The sequence below is a fragment of the Pelosinus propionicus DSM 13327 genome, from assembly GCF_900114615.1.
GTDB classification, from domain to species: domain Bacteria; phylum Bacillota; class Negativicutes; order DSM-13327; family DSM-13327; genus Pelosinus; species Pelosinus propionicus.
Genome location: NZ_FOTS01000005.1, coordinates 21,583 through 45,194, shown reverse-complemented (window position 1 = coordinate 45,194; position 23,612 = coordinate 21,583). Strand labels below are relative to the sequence as shown.

The 23,612-nt window shown below is 35.2% G+C and carries 21 protein-coding genes; all 21 read right to left on the bottom strand.

Going from position 1 to position 23,612, the window contains the following annotated elements; all coding sequences use genetic code 11:
• Positions 1-128 precede the first annotated feature (128 nt).
• The 21 genes from BMZ99_RS03680 to BMZ99_RS03580 all read right to left on the bottom strand — a co-directional run bounded on the left by BMZ99_RS03680 (position 129) and on the right by BMZ99_RS03580 (position 23,564).
• Positions 129-818, bottom strand: coding sequence for an acylneuraminate cytidylyltransferase family protein (locus tag BMZ99_RS03680; RefSeq protein WP_090933058.1), 690 nt, complete (start codon positions 816-818; stop codon positions 129-131).
• Complete coding sequence (locus BMZ99_RS03675; RefSeq protein ID WP_090933056.1) at positions 815-1,864, bottom strand: nucleotidyltransferase family protein; 1,050 nt, start codon at positions 1,862-1,864, stop codon at positions 815-817. Before BMZ99_RS03675 ends, BMZ99_RS03680 begins: the two co-directional genes overlap by 4 nt.
• A 62-nt stretch (positions 1,865-1,926) precedes the next feature.
• Positions 1,927-3,111 carry a glycosyltransferase family protein gene (locus BMZ99_RS03670; protein ID WP_090933054.1) on the bottom strand — a complete coding sequence of 395 codons (1,185 nt, stop codon included), beginning with the start codon at positions 3,109-3,111 and terminating at the stop codon, positions 1,927-1,929.
• Positions 3,112-3,172: 61 nt separating this feature from the next.
• Entirely contained in the window at positions 3,173-4,222 is a 1,050-nt protein-coding gene (gene pseI / locus BMZ99_RS03665) for a pseudaminic acid synthase (RefSeq protein ID WP_090933052.1), read from the bottom strand.
• A 28-nt stretch (positions 4,223-4,250) separates the two neighbouring features.
• Complete coding sequence (locus BMZ99_RS03660) at positions 4,251-4,931, bottom strand: HAD family hydrolase (RefSeq protein ID WP_217645043.1); 681 nt, start codon at positions 4,929-4,931, stop codon at positions 4,251-4,253.
• A gap of 128 nt (positions 4,932-5,059) precedes the next feature.
• Positions 5,060-5,977: a class I SAM-dependent methyltransferase gene (locus tag BMZ99_RS03655; protein ID WP_090933048.1), complete on the bottom strand. Its 918-nt coding sequence runs from the start codon at positions 5,975-5,977 to the stop codon at positions 5,060-5,062.
• Between the two features lie 73 nt (positions 5,978-6,050).
• Positions 6,051-7,961 (bottom strand): NAD-dependent epimerase/dehydratase family protein, encoded by a 1,911-nt coding sequence (locus BMZ99_RS03650; protein ID WP_217645042.1) that lies wholly within the window; start codon positions 7,959-7,961, stop codon positions 6,051-6,053.
• A complete protein-coding gene (locus tag BMZ99_RS03645; RefSeq protein WP_090933044.1) occupies positions 7,948-8,529 on the bottom strand; it encodes a GNAT family N-acetyltransferase in 582 nt (193 codons plus the stop codon). Before BMZ99_RS03645 ends, BMZ99_RS03650 begins: the two co-directional genes overlap by 14 nt.
• Positions 8,530-8,558: 29 nt before the next feature.
• Positions 8,559-9,761, bottom strand: a complete 1,203-nt coding sequence (locus tag BMZ99_RS03640; protein ID WP_090933042.1) for a glycosyltransferase — start codon at positions 9,759-9,761, stop codon at positions 8,559-8,561.
• 44 nt (positions 9,762-9,805) lie between these two features.
• Positions 9,806-11,356: a glycosyltransferase family 4 protein gene (locus tag BMZ99_RS03635; RefSeq protein WP_090933040.1), complete on the bottom strand. Its 1,551-nt coding sequence runs from the start codon at positions 11,354-11,356 to the stop codon at positions 9,806-9,808.
• A gap of 119 nt (positions 11,357-11,475) precedes the next feature.
• On the bottom strand, positions 11,476-12,123 hold the full coding sequence (locus tag BMZ99_RS03630) for a hypothetical protein (RefSeq protein WP_090933038.1): 648 nt from the start codon (positions 12,121-12,123) through the stop codon (positions 11,476-11,478).
• A gap of 218 nt (positions 12,124-12,341) precedes the next feature.
• Positions 12,342-14,813, bottom strand: a complete 2,472-nt coding sequence (locus tag BMZ99_RS03625; protein WP_175490472.1) for a glycosyltransferase — start codon at positions 14,811-14,813, stop codon at positions 12,342-12,344.
• Between the two features lie 53 nt (positions 14,814-14,866).
• Entirely contained in the window at positions 14,867-15,790 is a 924-nt protein-coding gene (locus tag BMZ99_RS03620) for an NAD-dependent epimerase/dehydratase family protein (RefSeq protein ID WP_090933035.1), read from the bottom strand.
• Positions 15,791-15,831: 41 nt separating this feature from the next.
• The gene (locus BMZ99_RS03615; protein WP_090933033.1) at positions 15,832-16,998 is read right to left on the bottom strand and encodes a glycosyltransferase; all 1,167 of its coding nucleotides are present in this window, start codon (positions 16,996-16,998) and stop codon (positions 15,832-15,834) included.
• Between the two features lie 111 nt (positions 16,999-17,109).
• Complete coding sequence (locus tag BMZ99_RS03610; RefSeq protein WP_090933031.1) at positions 17,110-18,240, bottom strand: DegT/DnrJ/EryC1/StrS family aminotransferase; 1,131 nt, start codon at positions 18,238-18,240, stop codon at positions 17,110-17,112.
• A 201-nt stretch (positions 18,241-18,441) separates the two neighbouring features.
• Positions 18,442-19,395, bottom strand: a complete 954-nt coding sequence (locus BMZ99_RS03605; RefSeq protein WP_090933029.1) for a glycoside hydrolase family protein — start codon at positions 19,393-19,395, stop codon at positions 18,442-18,444.
• Positions 19,395-20,297: a glycoside hydrolase family protein gene (locus BMZ99_RS03600; protein ID WP_217645041.1), complete on the bottom strand. Its 903-nt coding sequence runs from the start codon at positions 20,295-20,297 to the stop codon at positions 19,395-19,397. Before BMZ99_RS03600 ends, BMZ99_RS03605 begins: the two co-directional genes overlap by 1 nt.
• A gap of 67 nt (positions 20,298-20,364) precedes the next feature.
• Positions 20,365-21,039, bottom strand: a complete 675-nt coding sequence (locus tag BMZ99_RS03595) for a metallophosphoesterase family protein (RefSeq protein ID WP_090933025.1) — start codon at positions 21,037-21,039, stop codon at positions 20,365-20,367.
• Positions 21,020-21,997, bottom strand: coding sequence for an ATP-grasp domain-containing protein (locus tag BMZ99_RS03590; protein ID WP_090933023.1), 978 nt, complete (start codon positions 21,995-21,997; stop codon positions 21,020-21,022). The genes BMZ99_RS03595 and BMZ99_RS03590 overlap by 20 nt, the downstream gene beginning before the upstream one ends.
• Entirely contained in the window at positions 21,994-22,845 is an 852-nt protein-coding gene (locus BMZ99_RS03585; protein WP_090933021.1) for an NAD-dependent epimerase/dehydratase family protein, read from the bottom strand. The genes BMZ99_RS03590 and BMZ99_RS03585 overlap by 4 nt, the downstream gene beginning before the upstream one ends.
• Positions 22,842-23,564, bottom strand: coding sequence for a class I SAM-dependent methyltransferase (locus BMZ99_RS03580; protein WP_090933019.1), 723 nt, complete (start codon positions 23,562-23,564; stop codon positions 22,842-22,844). The genes BMZ99_RS03585 and BMZ99_RS03580 overlap by 4 nt, the downstream gene beginning before the upstream one ends.
• Positions 23,565-23,612 lie beyond the last annotated feature (48 nt).

Genomic DNA, 23,612 nt, shown 5'->3' with positions numbered 1-23,612 from the left:
AACTCGCTTTTACTATATGGAGAAGTATGCCACAATCAAGTGAAAGTAACTTCCACTAAGCGGCTATAAGGCATAACTTTTGCATTTTGATTTTAGTAACTCAATCTCCTATCTCTACATTTAATGCATTATGTTACTTTCAGCAATAATCTTGCTAATTGCAAATCCATCCATGAATCAATATCTACTGAGTATTCCTTAGGCATGGGATAGGCAATGGTCTCTTTTGATAAAAAAGATTTTGTAGCTAGCAACCACTCGCAACAAGCAACATATACAGCACCATTTAGGGCATAAACAACGGGTAAATCCTGACGCCGGACAGCTACCTGATCATGAGTAGGGACAACCGGTTCTAATAATCCATCTGGAGCAATATAATACATCCAAAAAGGACTTTTATCCTGTTGCGTAACCGAAACGCAGCAATTAGCTTGCTGAGTAATGCACCGTTCAATGCAGCCATCAATATCAATTGTTCTACGCAAAGGGGAAGTTGGCTGCAATAAAACTATAAAATCAAATATAGGCACCATTGACAATGCATGTAAAACAGGTGCAATGCCCGGAGTATCATCCTGAGACAATTCGTCTGGCCGCTTAAATGGAGACTCGCATCCCCACTGAGCAGCTACATTAATAATTTGATCATCATCAGAGGAAAGAATAAGACGGTCGATGTATTTTGAAGCTTTGGCAGCTTCAATTGTCCAAGCAATCAGTGGCTTGCCAGCAACATCAATCGTATTTTTCCCTGGAATTCCTTTTGATCCTCCCCGCGCTGGAATAATGGCTAAAACGCTTTTGCCGTGAATCATCCGAATACCTCTTCAAATTCAATATTGGCTCGTTCATAGTCATTGACCTGACCAATATCCATCCAATATTCTCTAATCGGGAAAGCTGTTGTCTCTCCATCTTGATCAAAAATATTTTTGAACAAAGTAGGCATATCGAAAAACTCGTTTTTCGGAATAAGTCTCAACACTTTAGGGTCAAGTACATAGATACCAGCATTCACAAAAAAACGTTGAACTGGTTTTTCATCAATGCCTGTCAAACGGTTTTGTTCTAACTTTACAACACCATAAGGGACTTGAAATTGATATTCTCGCACACACATTGTAGCCTGTGCTTGATGTACACTATGAAAATCAAGAAGCTGCTGAAAATTCACCTTCGTTAATAAGTCACCATTCATCACCAATATTGGTTGTTCTGTTTCCTCAGGCAGCAGACTTAAAGCTCCTGCTGTTCCCAATTGCTTATCCTCATAAATGTAATGGATTTCAATTCCCCAGCGACTTCCATCGCCGAAATACTCTTTAATCATGTCTGCTTTATAATTCACCGATAAATAGAATTTTCGAAACCCATATTCCATAAAATTCTCAAGAATCGTTTCTAGAACGGGCTTTCCTCCCACTTTCAAAAGAGGCTTGGGGCATTCATTCGTCAAGGGACGCAACCTAGTTCCTAGTCCTCCAGCCATCAGAACCACAATATTTTCTTTTACGTCTGTCTGCAGTAAATCCTGTAAGGTCTCTACATTAATAACTCGTCCATCATCATCTAAAACTGGTATATGATTTAAGCGTTTCAACTTCATAACAGCCAATACAATATCTCGACGCTCGTAAGACTTAGCGACGGTTGGATGAGGGTTCATGATATTTTTGACAGGATCCTCTAAATGAATTCCTTTTAATATACCGCGACGTATATCTCCATCTGTTACAGTTCCCAATAAACGATTTTCCTCATCAACAACTAATGCTATCTGCATCGCACTGGAGTCTATGATACGAAGAGTATCATGTATTGTTACGTCTTGCTTTATCAATATTTGCTTCCATTCATTCATCCTCTTACCTCTCCTGTCACCCACAAATCACTTCATTTTATCTGTATTAAAAATGTAAATATCTATTGACTAATTCCGTCCAACATCTGAACAAGTTTAATAATCTCTTGAGCACGTGCTTTCCACGTATGATTTTGCTCGACTTTTTTCTGTCCAGCCTCAGCAATAGAATTAAGACGAGGTATATCTGCCAACAACGTTGCAGTTACTTGTGGCAATTCATCTACCTTTAAAGTCGAATAAGTCACTATCTCCTTATCTTGTTCAAACTCATCACGCCAATACCCATTTGAATCCGTCAAAGCAACTGAACCGTTAAGCATCGCAGAAAAAACTCGTTCATGAGAACCATATGAAAAGGAATTCACAAGATTGAGGGTAATTTTTGCATCTGCCATAAGTAACAATGCTTCTTGAAAATTTACTGCCTTATGAACATTAATTGTTTTTGTACAAGACAGATCTTCCCATCCGTTTCCATATATGTTTAAACTTGCCCCTAACTTAGCCAATTCGCTGATTAACTTCCCACGCCGTATACTTCTAACATAATAATCAACATGGACTGATAAGCATAATAGTCGTTGAAAAAATTCTGGACTTAGAGTATAATTCCTTGCCTTTAGCACCTCCTGTAAAGCATCTTGAACCTGGATATTTTCTGTACTTAACATACATTCTGCAACATCATCCAGTAAAAAATCGGCACCACTATTAGCCCATGAAATACTAGGTTTACTATACGATCCACAAAAAACAATATCCTTACTTCTTCGATCCATATCCTTAAATCGATCTGCCTGAGCTGCACAAGATCCTGCATGAGGTAAAAAAGCACTAAAGCTAATCTTGCTGCAACACTTCATCAGTTCCAAATGATATTTGTCCACACATGTAATAACAAAATTTTCTGGCATGCCAACCGCATTAATAAAGCGAAACTTATCAAAATGATATAATGGATTATCAACGAGCATTCCAACATAAGGAATCCCAACGTCCTGAAGAAACTTTATTCCCTCCTGACCAAATCCAAGATCACAACCATTTAAGTTAAACCCGCATGCAAAAGCACATTCTTTACTAAAAGCCTCTTGAATAACTTGGGGGGTATGACTTTCTAAAGACAAATCTACAACTAAAGTTTCCTTCCCCAGTTCATTAAAGGCTGCAGCTAAGTCATCAATAAAATCTCGAACTACATTATATCGAGATTGTCCTTTAAATAGTAAAACTCTGCCGTTCATTTATAAAACTCCTATCTCCATAATTAGGCATTTAAACAATATACTTACTACAAGTTTAACTCTACAGAAAATCCCAACTGACAGGAGTCCCTCGGCTCACATTTTGTTGAGCTTTCCTTCCAATAACAATATCCAGATATTTTGTTGGTAAGCCTAAACCCGGTCGAATCGCTCTTACGTTTTTTTTAGTGAAAAATTCCCCTTTTCGTATATCCTCCACTACATATAAAGAGCGTCGATGGTGCAATGATAATTCTTCTTCTTTCATAGGACCATAAGTGATTTGCCCTAATGCCTGAAAAGCCCGCTTACACTCTGTAACCATTGCTTTCATCTCTGGCGGTTCTAAAGAAAAGGCTGAATCCACTCCTCCATCACTCCTTGACAGCGTAAAGTGCTTTTCAATAATAGTAGCACCTAATGCAACACTAGCTATCGACGCACCGATCCCCATAGTATGATCAGATAATCCAACTTGACAATCAAATAATTTCCCCATATGGGGAATTGTCATTAGATTGGTATTTGTTGGCGCCGCAGGATAGGTGCTTGTACATTTGAGCAGAATAAGCTTCTGGCATCCGGACTGTCTTGCAACCCGTACTGTCTCATCAATTTCTGCCACTGTTGCCATACCCGTAGATATGATCATGGGCTTTCCTGTGGCTGCCACTTTGCGAATCAAAGGCAAATCTGTCATTTCAAAAGAAGCAATTTTATAACAGGGTACATCAAGAGATTCAAGAAAATCAACCGCACTTTCATCAAAAGGAGTGCTAAAGCCAAGAATGCCATGTTCCTGGCAACGATCAAAAATCGGTTTATGCCATTCCCAAGGTGTATAAGCCTGCTGATACAGCTTATAAAGAGAATTTCCCTTCCATAGACTATTAGGATCATCAATAAAGAATTCTCCTTCATCACTATCAATTGTCATTGTATCTGCGGTATATGTCTGCAGTTTTAATGCTTGTACTCCACAATCAGCTGCGGCATCTACAATAGCTAAAGCACGGTCTAGTGATTGGTTATGATTTCCTGACATTTCCGCAATGATAAGCGGCTGCTGTTCTCTGCCAATGGTATAATGTTCAATTTTAATCGACTGCATTTTATTAGCCTCTCCTCATAAATAACCTTTACACGTCTTGAGCCTCAAATACCTTACTCAAGAATTCATTATTTAATTCATCCAAAGACCGAATTTGAAAATGAGCCTCAAATTCAGAAGACTTCACAACATCTTTAAAATAGCCTCGCATCATGCGTACAGTTTTAAAGCCTAATGCCTTGATCTTAACAAAGTCCTTATGAGGATTGTCCCCAATATATACAACTTCTCGAGGTTCAGTCTTTTCTCTCTCACATATTTTCAAGAAACAATGCGGCGAGGGCTTCGCATTTTTTATACCATATCGATGGGTGATAAAACAAAATTTAACACGTTGGTAAAGTCCCAATGCTACCAATTTATTTTTTTGCACTAGTTTATTGCCATCAGTGACAATGTACATGGGGACATTGCTGAATCGCTGTAGACACCTTGCAGTATCATCATATAAATGTATCTTAGGAACATGACTACGATAAACAGTAACACACCGTACAACTTCCTTCTTTGAGAACACACCAAAATGTTGAAGAGTATCATCAAAGATTTTGCCTCTACCTAACTGTAAATGCTCAAGCATAAATAAATAGCTAACTGAAATAGGCACAGCATAGGTTTCAAATAAATGCTTAGCTACTGCTTTAAAGCCGCTTTGCACAAATGTGATTTCATCATAAAGTGTATCGTCAAGATCAAATACTATGACCATTATTATCACCCTATATAAGTATCGTAATAAATAGATTTCTTGATAACTTGCTTAAGCTAATTAATTAAAATCACTCTATCATTCCAAGCACAATCAGTAAATTTTATACTTAATAAACATTATCCTACTTATAGAGGTTTAATTGCATACATATGTACCGTTCTACCAAAACCCACCTTCGCTATTGAATCATAAAAATTATTTAATATTTCTCTTCTGTCTATACTCATTAATGATCCTTGAAAATTTGCAATAAAGGGACCAACTTTCTGGTGCTGTACCTCACTATCATAATAATTTATACCGCCCATTAGCAATAACTCTAAAGGAAAATCAGTTGTCCGATATACTTCATTGAATCCAACTTTAGTTAACAACCTGTTCAGAGAGTCGAAATTGAAGTAATTAATATGATCAGGTAAGCAAACCCATCTAGGTCTTTCCTGGAAATGTTTCATATATGCTAAATGGCCTTCACTAAAATCGTTTGGCACACAAATTCGTATTATTCCACCAGGTGATAAAATTTGATAAACTTTTTGCAAAGCTTCTAATGGATCCGTAAGATGCTCTAAAACAAATCGCAAATTTACAAACGATACGTTTTGAAATTGTGTAGTATCGACTTCTTCAAGCGTCCGATTCATCACAGTAAGACCAAATCGCTCCAGATAAATCGCAGCATCCTTACTCGGCTCAATACAGTACTCTGCCCACCCTTTACTTTTAAAGAAATATGCTAATAAGAAATTACCACATCCGATATCTACTATATCTTGATAAGGATCTTTTTTTAATTCAACTACTTTATCATATATACTTCGATATGTTTCATCCATCATTACTTGATTTTTAGTTTCTTTTATCTGCTCTTCGGTAAATATATCGTAAGGAAAGGGTTTTATATCAGTATGATAAGATTCTTTGTAAAGCTTATCTACCTCATTTTGATTTGGTAATGGATAGACATGCTTGAATCCACAACTTTGACAATCAATAACTGTATGTCCATCGCAATTCCAGAATATTTCATATTTGTGCTCCATTTAGTACTCCTCCATTTTGGCTATCAAAACGAAAATGTCTTTCTTTATCGAAAAGTTTACAGTTATATTTAGTCTATATATCCAATACAACATCTGACAAGTATCGAACTTGGCAAAGAATGCGATTTGTTTTTAGAAATGGATACGAACTAATATCTTGTCCACTTGCTTCCAACAAAAACCAAAAGAAACTATCTACTCCAGCAGCCAGTCCAAGAGTAGATGCGCCACCGAAACGAGAATTACATTCAATTAAATGAACCTTCTGCTGCATGTCTATAATCAATTGTAATACTACATGTCCATAAAGTTGTAATTTTGTAACATATTCCCCACAAAGCCGTTCCAGTCGCTCATCATGTATGATTGTTGTTATTTGGGACTCACCGTTGACAATTTGGTCTCGAGAACGGCACACTAGGCCTTTGCTTTGTCCTGTACGGTCTACATAAACATCAATGCTATACTCTCGCCCTTCTATGTAGGACTGAAAAATAGGTTGTTTAAGTTTAACCGCATGTTGCTGCACCTCTGTCCGCGTAAGATTTATTCCTATATTCTGCGAACCAGCTCCATAGCGATCCTTTACCACATACCTTTCAGCATCTAAATTCTCCAATTGATCAGTTGTCATAATGGCCGGAATATCGTGTTTACAACAAAATTCATAAAACTTAAGTTTATCAAGACAATACTCAACAGCAGTCAAATCTGATACCATAACTTGAATACCATGCTGACCTAGCCACTCCTTACGTGTACTCCAAAAGATAAGTTCACCATCACGGGAAGGCACAACAACTCTTACATTTCTAGCTGTGAGTTCATAAATCAACTTATCATCAGTCATCCTGTCCAACGATGGCATATGCCAGAAATCGTCAGCAAAATATCGAGCCAGGCACGACTCATCACTATCCGCAGCGATTAATTGACTATAGGATCCTACTTTTTGCATGGCTTTTTTCAGAGCTTGAAGGAGTGGCACTTTTCTCGAGGCGCTAGTTAATAAAACATTAGCTTTTTTCTTTTTAGTAATTTCTTGGTTATTTAGGACATTTCGTTCATATTCCACCAACATACGAATCCCGTCCTCAATTTCAACAGTTGGTATCCAATTCACTTGTTCATACATATAGTCCATATTAGCCTGTGATGCTTCAAAATGAGTGTGCTCTGCCATGAATTCCGTTTTCATCTCCGGAAAATAGTTCTTAAAAACGTCCAATACTTCTCTTACTTTACGTGCATGATCTTTGCCTAAGTTCACCACTCCCTGCACAGATGAATCGGCCAAACGAACTAGCCCTTCTGCTACATCTCCAGCATAAATATAGTCAAATATCCCCTCCTGCCCGTATACTTTTATGGTCTCACCTGCTAAGAGCATTCGAGTCCATCGTGAAATGACATCTCGAGAGCCCTTACCATATACGCGATAAATACGTGGCGTTACCACACTAAATTGCTCTTGATTAAATTCACTTAAAAATCCCAATTCCACTTCATGCATCAATTTGGCCATTCCTGTTAAATTCCGCGGACTGATACAAGCAGTTTCAGTTAATCGGCATGCCCTATCTTGAGGGGTATCAAATTGATATAAACTCTGATCATATATTAGATAGCTAGAAGCAAATATAACCCGTTTCAAAGTAGGACAATCTTTCATAATCGACATTAAGTGATTGCTCAGCTTGACATTGTGCCAAAAATTCTCTTCCCAGAATTCATAGGTTTCTATCGAACGCTCAAATGTTGCAGCTAAATGGAAAAAATATTCCGGCTTGAAACTTAAGATTTCTTGTGGTGTTACATAATTCAAATCACCTTGACGATACATAATATCCTGCGGAAGATCGGACGAAAAGGGTTTTAAATCACCAACAAAAATTGTGGCCCCTTGCTCGTGAAGCTTTTTAACAAGCTCCCTCCCGATCACACCGTTGCCACCGCTAATAAAAACTCGTTTATTTGTCCACACTATTATCATACCCCCTTATATGCCCATGAAGTACCGAATCAACAAAGGCGTCATTCAAGTAGACATGCTGCTTCATACGACCCTCGCAAAGAAAACCCGCTTCTTCTAAAATTGAAATATGAAATGGTCTAATATCAAATGTTTCAGTAAACAGACGATTAAAACTAAGCCCTTCGTAAGCTACTTGTTTAATCAAGTTTAAAAATGATAGAAAATCTTGATGGTACACATTAGAAGCTGACACACGTTCTGAATTCAGCAAAAAGGAGACTTCTCCTCGCCGATCTTCCCAACTAATATGAACGATCCCGCCATAACCGATGCAAACATCCTGCTTAAGGAAACTGAATAAAAGCTGCTGCGGCTGTTCCAATTCAAAAGAAGGCCAAACTACTGTTTCGAAATAGCCGCGCTGCATTTCCTCTGTCAAAATGTACTTTTGGCGAAGAACGTCTAGCTGCGAATTACGCCAGTCCTTAATCAGCATAATGTCCTGCTCACGAACAGGTAGCAATGTATAATTCTCCGAAACATATCGGTCAAACTTTAGGCATTTATAACTCTTCATCACGTTTCTCCCATTGTAGTGCAATTATGCTATTCAGAATAAGCAAGCAAAACTGGTCTTAACTCCCGCCATGTAAAATGCAATTCATCATAATTGAGACTTTTGCCGTTCATATTTGATAATAGTTCTATATTACGTTTTGCATCTAAGTAACCTGGAAAGATTTCTAAAGCTCTATTTAAACAATATAGGGCTTCATTTGTTCTCATTTTCGCTGCCAGCAATGCCCCTAAATTATTTAGAGCAGCACCATGTTGTTCATCCAGCATCAGCGTTTGTTCAAAACTCTGTCTTGCATTTAGCCATTCCTGATTTTTTACATAATACAATCCCTTTAGAAAGTGTCCCGTGGAAAATCCAGCATTAATTCCAAGCGCTTGTTCTAAAAAATGATAACCGTCCTCCCACTTATCTAAACGAAAAAGCATTGCAGCATAATCTGCAGAATTGACTTCCCATGGTAGATCTCGTCGGAAAATCGCGGTTTTAATCAATTCTATGTTATATTGATTCAGAACACATTGTTCCCCTTGTAATCCTGTTGTCACTGATTTTGAAGTATTTTCGCTATGCCGACGCACAAATACAAGCGGCTCATCTACATAACCAAATCCGCCTTTCTGCGCCAATCGAAGCCATAGATCCCAATCTTCTGCATAGTGCAATTTTGGATTAAAACCACCTGTTTGCATTAGAACTTTTTTGTATGCCAATACACCAGATGTAGTAATAATGTGATTTCGCAATAAAAAGTAACCCAATATTTCCTGAGGATATACTTGTTTCCAGCGCGTAATACCATTAATTTTATTACCTATTTCATCTATTTGCTGATAGGCACTGTGAACAAGAATAACGTCACCGTATCCCTCTTCACTGAGCTGTCGCACATGGCTCAATTGCCTTATTAACAACCTCTCGTCGGCAATATCATCCCCATCTAAAAACAATATCCACTCACCATTTGATACCTGGATACCAAAATTCCGCGCGGCGGATACTCCCTGATTATAAGGGAGCCTACACAATTTCAATCTTGAGTCTGTCGCAGCCACTTTCTCAACTATTTCACAGGTATTGTCACTACTGCCATCATCAACGATGATAATTTCACCAAGAGGCTCTTCTTGTCGCAGTAAACTCTCGATCGTCTCACGAATATAAGCGGCTGCATTATAGACAGGCACCACTGCTGAAACGACTCTAGATGCATGTGTTGTGAACTTATTCATATATACTGCTCTCCTGTCATTTATGAATTCATTCTAAGGTAATTTCACAAATCAGCTTGAGATGCATTCAACAATTCTTTCCATGTATAAATTGCTAATCCCGTCCTGGCATATTTTTTGATCAATTCTTCTTTTACTTTCTCATCTTCTTGGCTTTCTATCGATATCAACACGGCATCAATTGTATCATAATTATCATCCAGCCACCTTAGCCCATTTATTGATATTCCGTTCAAAGATTTACCGTGCAATTCTTTATTACTATCTATAAATGTCATCACTTCTGCACCTGTATTTCGCAAATCAAAAAGAAAGTATAATCCATTTCTTAAAGTCCCGTAAATAGCTACTTTCTTACAATTAAACTTCTTCGTTATAAAGCAATCTTGTTCAAAACCTTGCACCCATTGGCGGTTATAAAATTCCACACTTTCAATAGGCGATCCTGAAATAAAAGGAATTATCCTCTCATCATTAATATTGTTACTTTTATCAACTACTCTTTGGTTATTTATCGCTCTAGTAATCAGGTCATAATATTGTTGCCCCATTATATCTAATGTAAAGTTATTGGTTGCATAATTCAACGCCTCGTCGCTCACCTTTCGCAATAAACCCCGATCATTGTACAGCAGCTCAATACATCTACAAAATTCTCCAATATCACCGCACTTCACCAAAAAGCCATTTTGTCCATCTGTGATCATATCATCTGTGATTCCTTCTAAGAATGAAGCCACCGACACACATCCACACAAACTTGCCTCCATCGGCATAAGTGGCAATCCCTCGTAGTAAGAAGGAAAAAGCAATACATGATCTGCCCTCATAATTTTATGTAAAACAGCTACTTCCACATTCCCCCAGTATTTAATATGATCTTCCAAATTATATTCCTTAAACCGTTTTTGCAATTCGATCAGATCAGGTCCGTCTCCCACAATATCCAGAGTTAATTTTACATCATTTGCTACTAGTCTTTTTATAATTTCCGGCAGTAAAAAAACACCTTTTTGCTCGTCACGTACTCGTCCTGCATACAAAAGTTTTAACTCACGCTGCTCATAATTACGACTAATAACCTGGACGTCCATCTCTGGCCAAGCTACCCCATTTAGAATGACTTCCACCGGACACTTTATACCACTACGGTAAGCGATTTGGGCTACAGCTGGACTTACCGCAACAACAGACTCACATAGATCAGATTTATAAGCACTCATTTGCGCAAAAAACTCATTTGTACTATTTACTACAGGAATAACCACCGGAGAAGTTTTTCCCATCCCCAATCCTGCCTGAGCAAAGCGTGCATGATTAAGAATGAGAACATCAAATTGACCATCATATAATGCTGAAGCCACTTTTCTCACATGCTGGGCAGGCGAATGATAACCTAGTCCTTCAATATGCAGTTCCTTAAGGCCATACTTTTCAATCCAATGAAACCAAGCACCTGGAATTTCTGTAGTAATTATCGTTACATCAAACTCGCGTTTTTGGAAATATACACCAAGATTTAAGATAAATACTTCTATGCCTCCACCTAGCATTCCATATGTCACTATTCCAAGACGTTTTCTTTTCTCCTCCACAAGTAACCTCTTTTCAAAACTTCATTAATTCGCTTTCCAACATTATTTACCTATATTCTATACGAAAGAAATTTTTTTTATCTAAGAGCAAGTGAATCCTTAAAACTATATGTAACACGTTATATACATTTAAACTCCGAAAATATTTTATTCCAACTCTCAACATCAGCTTCATTCGCTTTGGGAATAGGAGCAAATTTGCTTATATACCTATTGAATATTCTAGGTTCATTCCAATCTGTTTCAAAATGTTGTTCTTCCTGCAGCACTAATAAATCAAAGTCACTATTGGGATATTTATTAGATAGAAGTTCTCTTATTTGTAAAGAGTAATTCTTTACTTCAAATGCTGTCACATCAACTATACCTGGATTAGGTTTTATAATAAGTAATATCTTTTCTCCAGAATTCAAAGTTTTGCGAAATTTGTCAGCTAAATATAACTGTCTGCTAATCAATTCATCTTTAACATCCTTTAGCATAACTTCATCTAACTTTCCATTACTTAATCGAATGGAGTCAATATTTGCTTTTCCATGAAATGCGATAGAATATTCCTTAATTAGAAACATATTCGTCCCATGGGGTTCTAAATCACAGTTAAAAATTTTCTCCATTTCAGCTAACACTTTAAGTAAGCCCTCAAATGAATAAAGAAATGCCCAAGAGAGAAAATAAGATTCAAAATTTTTCATACTTCTTTGGACTTGAAATGAGACTTCACAATTTAGACCTAAGCTAATACACTTATTATATGAATAACTCATGATATAGACCTCCTTTAGAACACAGCAATTCAATATTTTCTCACATTAATACATACCAGCCATTGACATTAATCTTGATTTTCTTTAAAAAACAAAGACAATATTTATATTCTTTAATGTCGATTTAGATAATAATACTTCCAGTAACCTGGCAGGAGATCCCTTCATAAGACTGACATACATTGTCGTTCCCTATACAATAATGTGTGGAGCATTTTTCATAAAATATATAAACAATCGGCAAAATCAACATTTGCTTTAAGTCCTATATTTTCTAAGCTAGATTTGATTGATTCTACATACATTGAGCCAATAAATACAAATGGTTTCTTGTCTTCCACAAGTAATTCTTCAAGTACCTTTGGTGAATATACAGGTAATTCACAAAACAATGATCCTGCTTTATTGGGATCATTATCAATAAATGCCACAGTACCACTAATATTGGCATTCCTTAAATGATCCAACGTTTTCTTGCCGCCATTACTTGCTCCCCAAATAAATACCTGACGATTTTTAGCTTTATCAATAAACTCTTCTATTGGTCTAAGCCTTACAGACATTGCGCTATACTGAAATTCTGCCAAATTCATTTCTAGAAAGATAGTAAAATAATCGTCTGCTAAATTAGGGATTAATTTAAATACTTCATTTAATTTTTCTCTTTTTCCCTTCCAATACCCCGACTTCAGTTTCAGAAATTCTTTTTGCCACGTATTTATAAAAATTGTTTTTGTATGGTTTTCAAGAATCTTTAATCGACATTCCTTCTGCATTTCCCCATACTTCACCTTATCTTTAAGTATTTCTTCTATGGCATCCACATATTGTAATATCTCAATTTCACTATAATGAATATCCGCAAAATCTTTTTCTTCCTCTTGCATTATCGGTAAAACACAACCAACTGTATCATCAATCAATTCTCGTTGCGCCCCTACGTCTGAACTTACAACAGGTACGCCCATTGCCAATGATTCATAAGTAATAACAGCTATCCCTTCTTTTATAGAACAAATTAATGTTACATCACTATCTTTATAAAACTTTGGTAAGTCAGTTCTAGTTCCAAAAAAATGTAAGGTATTTTCCATTTCTCTTTTTCTAACTTCACTTTTTAGCAGCCCCAATTCTGGACCATTACCAACTGCAAAGAATTTTACATTTTGAATTCGCTTCCTTAGCTCCTCAGCAATATCAATCATCAAAAAAGGTCTCTTTTGCTGATGCATTCTGCAAAGATACAATACAACTGGCTCCTCAAAAGATATTCCTACTTCAGCTTTAATTTCTCCAGCCTTTATTATAGCAGGATCAAAATATTTTTCATCTACACCACTTTTTATTACTTTAATCTCAGTTTCATTTCTCTTAAAATATTCAACCATTAATGTTTTTAAATGTTCTGTAGATACATAGGACCTATCTAATATATCTCCCAAAACACCAGATGTTCTTGCATAGCCCCCTGACCGCCAATACCATTCTTCCATATGTAAGCAATCTACAATAGATATATTAGGGAACTCCTTTCTTAACCAAGGAATTAAATAATACCCATAATAACTATTGGATATCATAACAATATCAATACCTCTTGATTTTATAAAATAATGTATAAAAGCACACCAATTTTCTACATGCAAAAAAGTGCTTAAGTCAAAAATATCAGTAACATGTTCTTCAAACTTTTGACGCCATTCTGACTGGGAAGGTATTGTCGTAATAATCGACACTTCAAACTTACTTTTATCAATGTTTGCAACTAAATCTAAATTATAACTATCAGCTCCACCTACAGTCATCCATGGTATTATCATTAAAATTTTACATTTTTCATCTCCAAGTATAGCTTTCTTATCCCAGGTCCAGCTGACCGGCTTTTTAAAATTATTATTATTAGCTAATGGATATTCAATAGCTTTTATTGTATCATCAACAAACTTGGATACTTCTTTAACAAATTCAATAGCCTTTCCATATTTTCCCTCATCATTGTTAACTTGTCCATATACACCATCATCAGATTTTCTGTACCATGTTCCATAATAGTTCATATGAACTGGATACATACCTTCTTTTAAAAGCTTTAACCATAAATGCCAATCTTCATAAGCATGTTTTACTCGTTCATCATATAAACCAACCTTGGCTAATGCGCTTTTTCTTATAACCGCAATTGACAATAAAAAATTATTTTTCTTTAATCTTTCTGTAATAAACGGATATTTCCACAAATGCTCTGCTTTATTAAAACCCACTGAATCTGAATAACACCACTGAGCATCCGGATTAGTCTGTAAAGTAAAATACGCACATTCTAAATAAGTAGGATCAATTAGATCATCTGCATCAAGAATGACAATTAGCCCTGTCGTACTCTCTCGTATTGCCATATTTCTTCCTGACCCTGGTCCACCATTTTCTTTATGAAATACTTTTACTCTACTATCCTCTTGAACTAATAAATCTAATACATCTACATCTTCTTTATTTGTTGAACCATCATTTACAATAATCCATTCATAATAAGGGAAAGTTTGATTAAATACGCAATTGGCTGTTTGACGTATAAATTTTCCTGCATTGTAATAAGGCGTTATTATTGTCATTAGTGGTTCCTTATCGTCTATTATAAGATTTCGATTTATCAATGTCCGCCCAGGTTGTTGCTGATAATTAAATTGCATATTTGCCCCCTTTATTAGTATAGGATGTTCACTAATACGTCCACTGTTAAATTTCATCTAAACTTAACTATCCACTCCCTTACCACTCGTTCTATTCCATCTTCAATAGTCACTTCCGGTTTCCACCCTAGATAAGTTTCTGTCTTAGAAATATCCAATACATTAAACGGAACATCTTGCTTTCTTTCCAGTCTAAAATTTTTATTTACCTTTTCGCCAATAACACTCTCAATACAATCAATTACTTCATTTAAAGAGTACCCCAAACCACTACCTATATTAAAAACTTTTTCTTGCCCCATATATTCCGCAATTTTTACTGCTGCTTTTGCTACATCTGAAACATGGAGAAAGTCCCGCACAACACTGCCATCTCCCCAAATTTCAATTCTTTGTCCCAAAATTGCTCGCGCTATAAAAGCTGCAATTGCTCCTTGGGGCTTTAAAGGATTCTGGCGTTCCCCATAAGGGTTTGCCACTCGCATCACTGCATAATCCACTCCATATAAATGCTGAAATAAATTCAGATACTTTTCAATCATAAGTTTTTGCACACCATACGCACAAATAGGATTTGTCAGATGGTCTTCACTCATACCGATTTCATCACTAGGCCCATAAACGGTTCCACCCGAGGACACAAAAATGATTTTTTGAACATCCACTTCTCGGCAAGCCTCAAGAAGTCTTAGCGTTGGTATAACATTTTCTTCAATATCAGATATCGCATTTTCATTAGCTGGCAAAGTTGTACAAATTACATGAAAAACCCAATCAATATCACTCAACAAAGAAGTAAAATCATTTTCTGTGCGGAAATCGCCATATATAAAATTTATGTTATCTTTAATATGATTTAGATTTTTCGGCAATGTATTCGGGCGTTTATACACAGTAACTTGATGTTTTTGTATCAATAACTGTTCAACAATATAGGAACCAATAAATCCATCTCCACCTAAAACTAAGCATCTCATACCACTCAGCTCCTATATCCAAAATTCAAGCCACCGAAATTTTATTCGAATAACCACTTATGTGTTGAATATAAATTCCAATAATGTTCATTTTCTTCAAATCCCATTTCCGTCAATTGCTCAGCTATTTCCGTACAATAGGTGCTGCATATCAAAATGGCTAACTCATCTTTTTTTTCCTTAGCAATTTCTAATGGATCTTTGATCACAATCCCAGAAACCGTTTGCCCCCACTTGAGCGAATCATTATCTGAGAAATAACTCACTTGTACTGGAAGGAGTCGATGTATTTTCTGACCGCAACTTCCGATGCCAAACACCACTATTTTTTTTTTACTTATTTTTTTTAGCAGCTCAAGAAAATCTTTTGGAGCTTCGAATGCCCTACGTAAAGCTTCAAATTCTTTTATAAAATAAACGTTATTCTTAATAATACTTTCTTTAATAACATCATCATATGCAAAATCAAAAAAACGATTTATAAAGAACTGGAAATCCATCATAGATTTATATCTATATTCCAGATTCTTACTTGACCATGACGATGAATTATGTATCCGATAAACTGACATAGGTTCATCAATATACTTTATCTTTCCATGCATTGCGTTCAAAATATGTAACGACCAATCACCAAATGCAAACTTAAAATACCAATCAGGTAACTCCCCAATTAACTTATTGCGAAATACAACAGAAGCTGTGGGTATAAAGTTACTTTTTAATAAATCCTCTAATTCAAAAAACGCTTTACCACTTTTAAGTATGTCTTCTATCTGTGAATATAACACATGTTCAGTTCCATCTGTTCGAATTGCATTATGAAAGCAAATCGAAAAGTCAGAGTTTTTATCCAAGAAATCCACTTGCTGTTGTAATTTTGAATTATTTGTCCAATAATCGTCCCCATCACACAAAGATATATATTCTCCTGATGCATTTTTCAGTAAATTTATAAAGTTATCACCGCCATTTGGATGCCCAGCAAAATAACTAACATGCTTCCTATCAGTATAAAAGGCTTTTATTTTCGATGGATAATCTCGTACATACTTTTTCACAATATCTCTTGTACCATCAGAAGAATCATCTTCACCGATTAAAATTTCATAATCAAAATTAGTATTTTGGCACAAAATACTATCTAAGCATACTGCAATATACTTTTCATGATTATACGTTGGCACTACTACACTTACTTTCATCATAATTCACCTCTCTTTTTAAAAAATCCAACATAGTTTATTGTTTAATATAGCTTTATCAGTATCGGATTTAAAACAGTTTCAAGCAATTTATCAAAAGCCATTCCCCTTTGCCTATTGAAATGACTTTAAAATATCACAAATTTTTTCAACTTCATTCACTGTAAGTTCTCCATATAAAGGCATAGACAAAACTTCTTGCACTACCTTATGTGCAACAGGCAAATTAACCATAGAAGATGATGGCAAATGACGATAACATGTATACTCGCTACATAATGGATAAAAATATTTTCTAGTAAATACATTATATTTCATAAATTCATCATAGACATAATTACGTGAGCGACCAAATATTTTTTCACTGATTCTCATTACAAAGTACTGACTATTGCTTTTCACACCAGCAATATCAGATAAAAAGCTAATCCCCTCTACATCCATAAGGCACCTTCGATAGGTGTCAATTAAAATAGCTCGTTTTCTTCTTTCTTCTTCGATATAATTGAGGACTACAAGCCCTATAGCCGCCTGTATTTCATTCATTTTCCCATTAATCCCAGGCATGACCACTTCTTCCTGGCCCTTTATGCCAAAATTTTTCAATAAATCAATCCTGTCTTTTAGGTGCTTATCCCTATAAGTCAAAGCTCCCCCTTCAACTGTATGAAAAAGTTTCGTTGCATGAAAGCTCATCATAGAAATATCCCCAAAATTTCCAATACCGACACCATTGATTTCCACACCAAAGGCATGTGCCGCATCATATACTATTTTCAGTCCATATCGGTCAGCGACTTCCTGAATTTTTTCAACATCGCAAGGAGTTCCAAATACATGTACTGGTAGAATCCCCGTGGTTTGTGGCGTAATCATAGACTCTATCTTATCAGCATCGATATTCATAGTAATTGGATCAATATCACAAAAAATTGGTTTAATATTATTCCACATTAAAACATGTGGCGTTGCTGCAAAAGTAAACGGAGTAGTAATCACTTCTCCTTGTAAACGCAGACTTTGGCAAGCCGTTATAAGTCCTATTGTTCCGTTATTAAACAGTGATAAATATGGCACTTTTAAAACTTCAGTAGTTCTCTTTTCCAGTTGCTTATGTTGCTTTCCTATATTAGTCAACCATTGCGACTGCCATACTTCTTCCAACTTGACATGAATTTCTGATAAATTAGGTAACAATGGTCGCGTTACATATATGGGTTGTTCAAATGCTTTATGTTGAGTCATAGTAGTTTCTCCTCATATTAAATTTATCAGATAACCAACTCATCATTAATTCTACCTTTTAAAACCCTTACAGGGTCATCAGAAAGCTCAGACAGTAAATCAAGATAAGATTGCAATATTATGCAAGGATCTCAATCCCTTCTGACGATATGATGTTTGATCTTCTATCTCTTGTTTATAATTTTTTTGCATGATTCATCTTCATATTTCTTCTAGTTTTGCTAAACCAAAACCATATCTCCCAAATTCATTTCCATTGTATAGCATATAAATTTCATTATCCATTTCAAAAATATGCGGGTAACACATCATTTCTGAATCCCAACCAGTCTTTGAAACTTCAATACCTACATTTTCATCGTCCCTAATCCAATTTATTAAGTCATCAGAATATGCGTATCCAAGCCTGTATGAATTTTGGGGATTCTTTCTAAAATCATAAGAATTTCGACAACAAAAATACATATGATATCTACTACCAATTTGTATAATTGATGGTAATGCTTGGCACTCGCCATCATACTTAGACTCTATAATTTGTCGACCTTCTTTAACCCAATTAATCCCATCAACAGATGTTGCGTGACCTATAACATATGTCCTCTCTGGCTCTTGATTTTGCTCAAAAACCTTCCACTCGGTACCATAAATGTACCACATATGAAACATATCGTTAAAAACTCTGACAAAACCATCACAAACCAAAAAAGGTTCATTCAATGAAGTAGACAAAACAGGGCCGTCACCCATTTTTTCAAAAGATTCTCCGCCATCATGGCTTATAGCAAGTCCTATGCCTGAATCGACATCAACAGAAGATCTTCTGGTCCAGCCCGTAGTATATGCACAAATTTTATTTTTATATTTAACAGGGTTAAAAGGGAAAATACCATGTTCATTAAATGTTCCTAATTCACCCAGTTTGATAACCTCTTTAGTGGATTGGTTTATAATTTTCGTAAAAGATTTATCAAAATCTATAAACTGTACTTTACTTAAAAATTTCCCATTTTCACTCTTTTGCCTTGTTGAAAAATAAATTCGAACATAATCATCAAAAACTACCGCCTGAGGTGATTGAGAGTGACTAACAAATTCTTTTCTAAAATTAAAATCTTCAAAACTAAAGATCTGCCCCATTTTCCGCCATTTCATTAATCTAATTCTCCTCTAAGTTCTGCAAGAGCAAACCCATATCTCCCTACCTCATTACCTAAATACAACATATAAATTTTTCCGTCAAGTTCAAATACATGAGGATATGCAATCATTTCATTATCAAAACCAGCTTGCGAAACATCAATGCCTGCTTTCGAATCATCTCTTTCCCAATTAATTAAATCAACTGATGAAGCATAACCTATACGATAACTTTTTTGTTTATCATAGCGGAAATCTGGAGTAAGCATATAACAAAAGAACATATGATATTTGCCATTATTAAAAAATACATCAGGACTGGCTTGAACTTCATGATCGCCCCATTTTTCTTCAATAATATTTTTATTTAGTTTATTCCAGCTAATACCATCCTTGGATATTGCCATTCGAATTTTATATACTACTTCTTTTCTTCCATTTGCTTCAATCCATTTTTTACCCGTTATGTAAAACAGATAATACATTTCATTAAATTTTCTAATTTTAGGGCCACTCAGTACAAATGGCTCATCTAAAGAAGATGACAATACTGGACCACGCCCAACTCTTTCAAAAATTTGTCCATAATCCTTACTAATTGCTAAACCTATTGCTGTATCAAAAGGAACACTTTCACACCTTGTATGACCTGTATAGTAAGCCCTAACATCATCCCCATCTCGAATTACAGATATGGGATAAATACCAAATTCATCAAAACAGCCTCTTTCGCCAAGTTCCAAAATAGGCTTTTGGGCTAAATTTACTATTTTAAATAAGTCTTTTCTATCTAAATCAACATAAGCAGAATAACTTACACATTGTCCATTGCAATCTCTTGTAGGCCGACAACTAAAATATACTCGTATAAAATCAGCGAATTTCAATACACAAGGGGCTTGAGCATATTCAAACATCCATTGAGGTCTATCCTCAATTTCAATAGGATTAAAAATTACTCCCTTTTTTTCCCACCTAAACATTTTATTCCTCCGCCCACTGCAAATTCCTAGAACCAGTTTTTAAACATCCATAATAATATCCGCTAAACCCTGCCTTATCCATCAGCTTTCCAACCTGATCAACATCATACTTAACCCGATGAAGGAAAAAATTTTCCCCATCAAATGTCGCAAACGCAGATTCTGGATTATTATCCCTAGGTTGTCCAACAGATCCTGGATTACAATAAATTTTATCACCAAATTTTCTTATTGCTTGTATATGAGTATGGCCAGACATAAAATATTTGCCAGTAATCCTAGCAAAATATTCTTCTTGCGGGTCTAAATATTCATCAATAGGGTCACACCAACCACCATGGACCATTGATATTCCTTGAATGTTACGAAAGATTGGCAAAGAAGAAAGCCAATCAAAATTTTCTTTTGCAATTACCGTTCGTTGATACTTCATACAATCATTAACACTATTTGACCTTGGGCAAAAACTTTTAGCTACCATATACCAGTCATGATTACCCATAATACATTTAATATCTCTTTTTCTCAATTCAACACAACATTCATTTATTTGCGAATAATATCCAACAACATCACCTAAGCAATAAATATCTTTAATCCCCATTGCATCCAACGAATTCAAGACTTCCAGCAAAGCAGTATAATTACCATGAATATCAGAAATTATCCCTATCATAAACGATATGCTCCTCTATATACCTAATAGCTACACCTGATTTGATAACCGGCTGATCAGGCACTTTATCATTTAAGAAATATTCGACACTCATCTTAGATTCATTATAGCCAAAAGCTGCTCTTATTGAAGTCGCCGAAGAAATCCTTGGGTTAATTTCAAGTAACTTTAATTTATTGTTGTCTACTCTAAATTGGAAATTTGTAGGGCCAATAGGTTTGAAAATGAGCGCCAATTCCTTGATCGCTTCTTCAATTCCTGCAAGATTAGTGACTTGAGCTTTCTCAGTAAAACCCTCATTAGATAATTTTCTTCTCAATGTCATATAGGAATGCAAAACACTCTTATTATCAAAAAATGCTGAAGTTGTATATTCATCTTCATTACTACCGACTATTGGCTGCGCCATTAAAACAACACCTAAGTTTTCTTTATGTAAATCAAAAATATCCTTCGAATCAACTTTTACAATACCCTTTGATGCAAAACCTCGTCTTGGCTTCAATAAAAAAGGTAATCCAAAATCATTTTTAAAATTAGAAAAATCACCCTCAATTCTTGATTCTATCGCTAGTAAAGAGTGGTTTTTTTTCAATTCCTCATAAAAGAGCCATTTATCTTTACATACATCAATAAGCTCAATATTATTCAACAGAATCTTAGTTCCTGATCTTTCAATAAATTCTTTATTGTCTCGCCATTTATACATATCTGCTTCAATCCCGGGAATAATCATATCCACATTATGTTTTTTTATAATATGACATAACCAATCAATGTAACCAGGATCATTGGTCATGGGTGCTTGTTCAAAAATATTACAAAAAGCCAGTGCAATAGAATCAGAATAAATCGTAGTTCCGATCAGATTAAATTTTTCCACACCTTGTCGTAAAGATTTTAAAATACCATAACCGACAATACCACTAGCACCACTTACAAGAATATTTTTCATCATACCCTACTCTTTCGATACTCAACAATTCTTTCCATTCCAGTTGCAATATCAATTTGTGGATAAAAATCGATTTTCTCATATAATTCTATTTGATTATCAAAAATATTATCAGGAATATTGGGCTTGTCATGAAGAAAAACAATATCTCCACCATTATTAAAACTTAATTGTGCAGTTTTTGCTATTTCGCTTAATGTAACATCTTTAGGATAATTACAAGAATATATACCTTCACAATTCTTATCTATTGTACGAAGTATAATTTCCACAAAATCTTCTACATGAATATAATTACGTAATGCATCATTTCTTCCATAGATCTCTATGTTACTACCTTTTTCAGCATGATCAGCCATCAAGAATATCAAAGGCTGGTGTTTCCTAAAATGACCTTTGTCATCATATATTTGAGATGGCCTTAAAATAGCTAAAGGTAAATGATTCAACCGACAATAATACGTAGCTAATTCCTCTGCATGGCGTTTTGCTATACTATAGATACTATAATATAAAGACTCTTCACTCAAAACTACAGATTGGGAAGAAATTAAAATTAGATGCTTTACATTAGCTTTTTTTGCAGCCATACAAATTTTCAATGTTCCAATAGCGTTTATTTCTTCTGTTTTAATAATTTCCTCATCCGTCTTACCATTAAAAGCCGCAGCAATATGAACAACAACATCAGTATCAGCAGGTATAACCATTGATTCTAAATCATCTTGCAAATCACAATATAAATCACAATCTTTTCGCCCTAAAGAAATAACTGCATTTTTCTTAGATAAAGCTGGTATTAAATATTTTGCTAGTGAAGATGTCCCTCCGACTACTGCAATTGTTTTCATTTTATTTTCCCTTCAGCTAGAATCCCACAAGATAATTCTGGATAATTAATACCCATTTCACACAGTCCTTCAATAACTTTCTTATCCAAATTCAAAGATAGAATTTGAGAAGTTGTAAAAGGCTTTAGATAGATTCCTTCAATTCTTTCTATTGAGAAACCTGTATCCTTCATCTCTTTTTTCAAGCTATCAACTGTATAAAATCTTTTATGACCTAGATCAAGATCATTTTGCGATAATTCCTGCATATCAGCTAAAAACCCCGCGTACCTTCCTAATCGTCTATTCATCGCTTCTGCATTGGGAACAGCTATAAATATTTTCCCATTAGGAGATAAAAATTGTTTAAAATGATTCAATATTCGAACAGGATTTTCTACATGTTCTAAAATAAATCCCATTACAATAACATCAAATTTCTCATTACTTTTAAAAGACTCGAAATATGTTTCAATAATTTGAAGTTCACAATTGGAAAAATTTTTCCTAAAATTTTTTATAACAGCAGGAGATCCTTCTAAAACACAATATTTTTTATAAATTTTCGAAAAAATATGAGCTGTAAATCCATGCCCAAGACCCAATTCCAAAATTGAGTCCGTCTCTTTGGTAAGCTCAATAATTCTTCTTGGATACCAATTTAGCAAAATTTCATTATCAAAATCGTAGATCGTTTTACCTTCATATGCTATAACATGTTCATCTAATTCATTTTTCATATTAGTTCGAACCTTTCAACATTTTCTATCGCATCCTTCTTTTTGCAG

What these genes read in the sequence shown, in the direction of transcription:
- BMZ99_RS03670 (WP_090933054.1), bottom strand. Translation starts at nt 3,111, where the DNA reads ATGAACGGCAGAGTTTTACTATTTAAAGGACAATCTCGATATAATGTA.
- BMZ99_RS03610 (WP_090933031.1), bottom strand. Translation starts at nt 18,240, where the DNA reads ATGACTCAACATAAAGCATTTGAACAACCCATATATGTAACGCGACCA.
- BMZ99_RS03675 (WP_090933056.1), bottom strand. Translation starts at nt 1,864, where the DNA reads ATGAATGAATGGAAGCAAATATTGATAAAGCAAGACGTAACAATACAT.
- BMZ99_RS03580 (WP_090933019.1), bottom strand. Translation starts at nt 23,564, where the DNA reads ATGAAAAATGAATTAGATGAACATGTTATAGCATATGAAGGTAAAACG.
- BMZ99_RS03640 (WP_090933042.1), bottom strand. Translation starts at nt 9,761, where the DNA reads ATGAATAAGTTCACAACACATGCATCTAGAGTCGTTTCAGCAGTGGTG.
- BMZ99_RS03620 (WP_090933035.1), bottom strand. Translation starts at nt 15,790, where the DNA reads ATGAGATGCTTAGTTTTAGGTGGAGATGGATTTATTGGTTCCTATATT.
- BMZ99_RS03630 (WP_090933038.1), bottom strand. Translation starts at nt 12,123, where the DNA reads ATGAGTTATTCATATAATAAGTGTATTAGCTTAGGTCTAAATTGTGAA.
- BMZ99_RS03600 (WP_217645041.1), bottom strand. Translation starts at nt 20,297, where the DNA reads ATGTTTGAATATGCTCAAGCCCCTTGTGTATTGAAATTCGCTGATTTT.
- BMZ99_RS03615 (WP_090933033.1), bottom strand. Translation starts at nt 16,998, where the DNA reads ATGATGAAAGTAAGTGTAGTAGTGCCAACGTATAATCATGAAAAGTAT.
- BMZ99_RS03590 (WP_090933023.1), bottom strand. Translation starts at nt 21,997, where the DNA reads ATGATGAAAAATATTCTTGTAAGTGGTGCTAGTGGTATTGTCGGTTAT.
- BMZ99_RS03585 (WP_090933021.1), bottom strand. Translation starts at nt 22,845, where the DNA reads ATGAAAACAATTGCAGTAGTCGGAGGGACATCTTCACTAGCAAAATAT.
- BMZ99_RS03595 (WP_090933025.1), bottom strand. Translation starts at nt 21,039, where the DNA reads ATGATAGGGATAATTTCTGATATTCATGGTAATTATACTGCTTTGCTG.
- BMZ99_RS03655 (WP_090933048.1), bottom strand. Translation starts at nt 5,977, where the DNA reads ATGGAGCACAAATATGAAATATTCTGGAATTGCGATGGACATACAGTT.
- pseI (WP_090933052.1), bottom strand. Translation starts at nt 4,222, where the DNA reads ATGCAGTCGATTAAAATTGAACATTATACCATTGGCAGAGAACAGCAG.
- BMZ99_RS03645 (WP_090933044.1), bottom strand. Translation starts at nt 8,529, where the DNA reads ATGAAGAGTTATAAATGCCTAAAGTTTGACCGATATGTTTCGGAGAAT.
- BMZ99_RS03660 (WP_217645043.1), bottom strand. Translation starts at nt 4,931, where the DNA reads ATGGTCATAGTATTTGATCTTGACGATACACTTTATGATGAAATCACA.
- BMZ99_RS03625 (WP_175490472.1), bottom strand. Translation starts at nt 14,813, where the DNA reads ATGCAATTTAATTATCAGCAACAACCTGGGCGGACATTGATAAATCGA.
- BMZ99_RS03605 (WP_090933029.1), bottom strand. Translation starts at nt 19,395, where the DNA reads ATGAAATGGCGGAAAATGGGGCAGATCTTTAGTTTTGAAGATTTTAAT.
- BMZ99_RS03680 (WP_090933058.1), bottom strand. Translation starts at nt 818, where the DNA reads ATGATTCACGGCAAAAGCGTTTTAGCCATTATTCCAGCGCGGGGAGGA.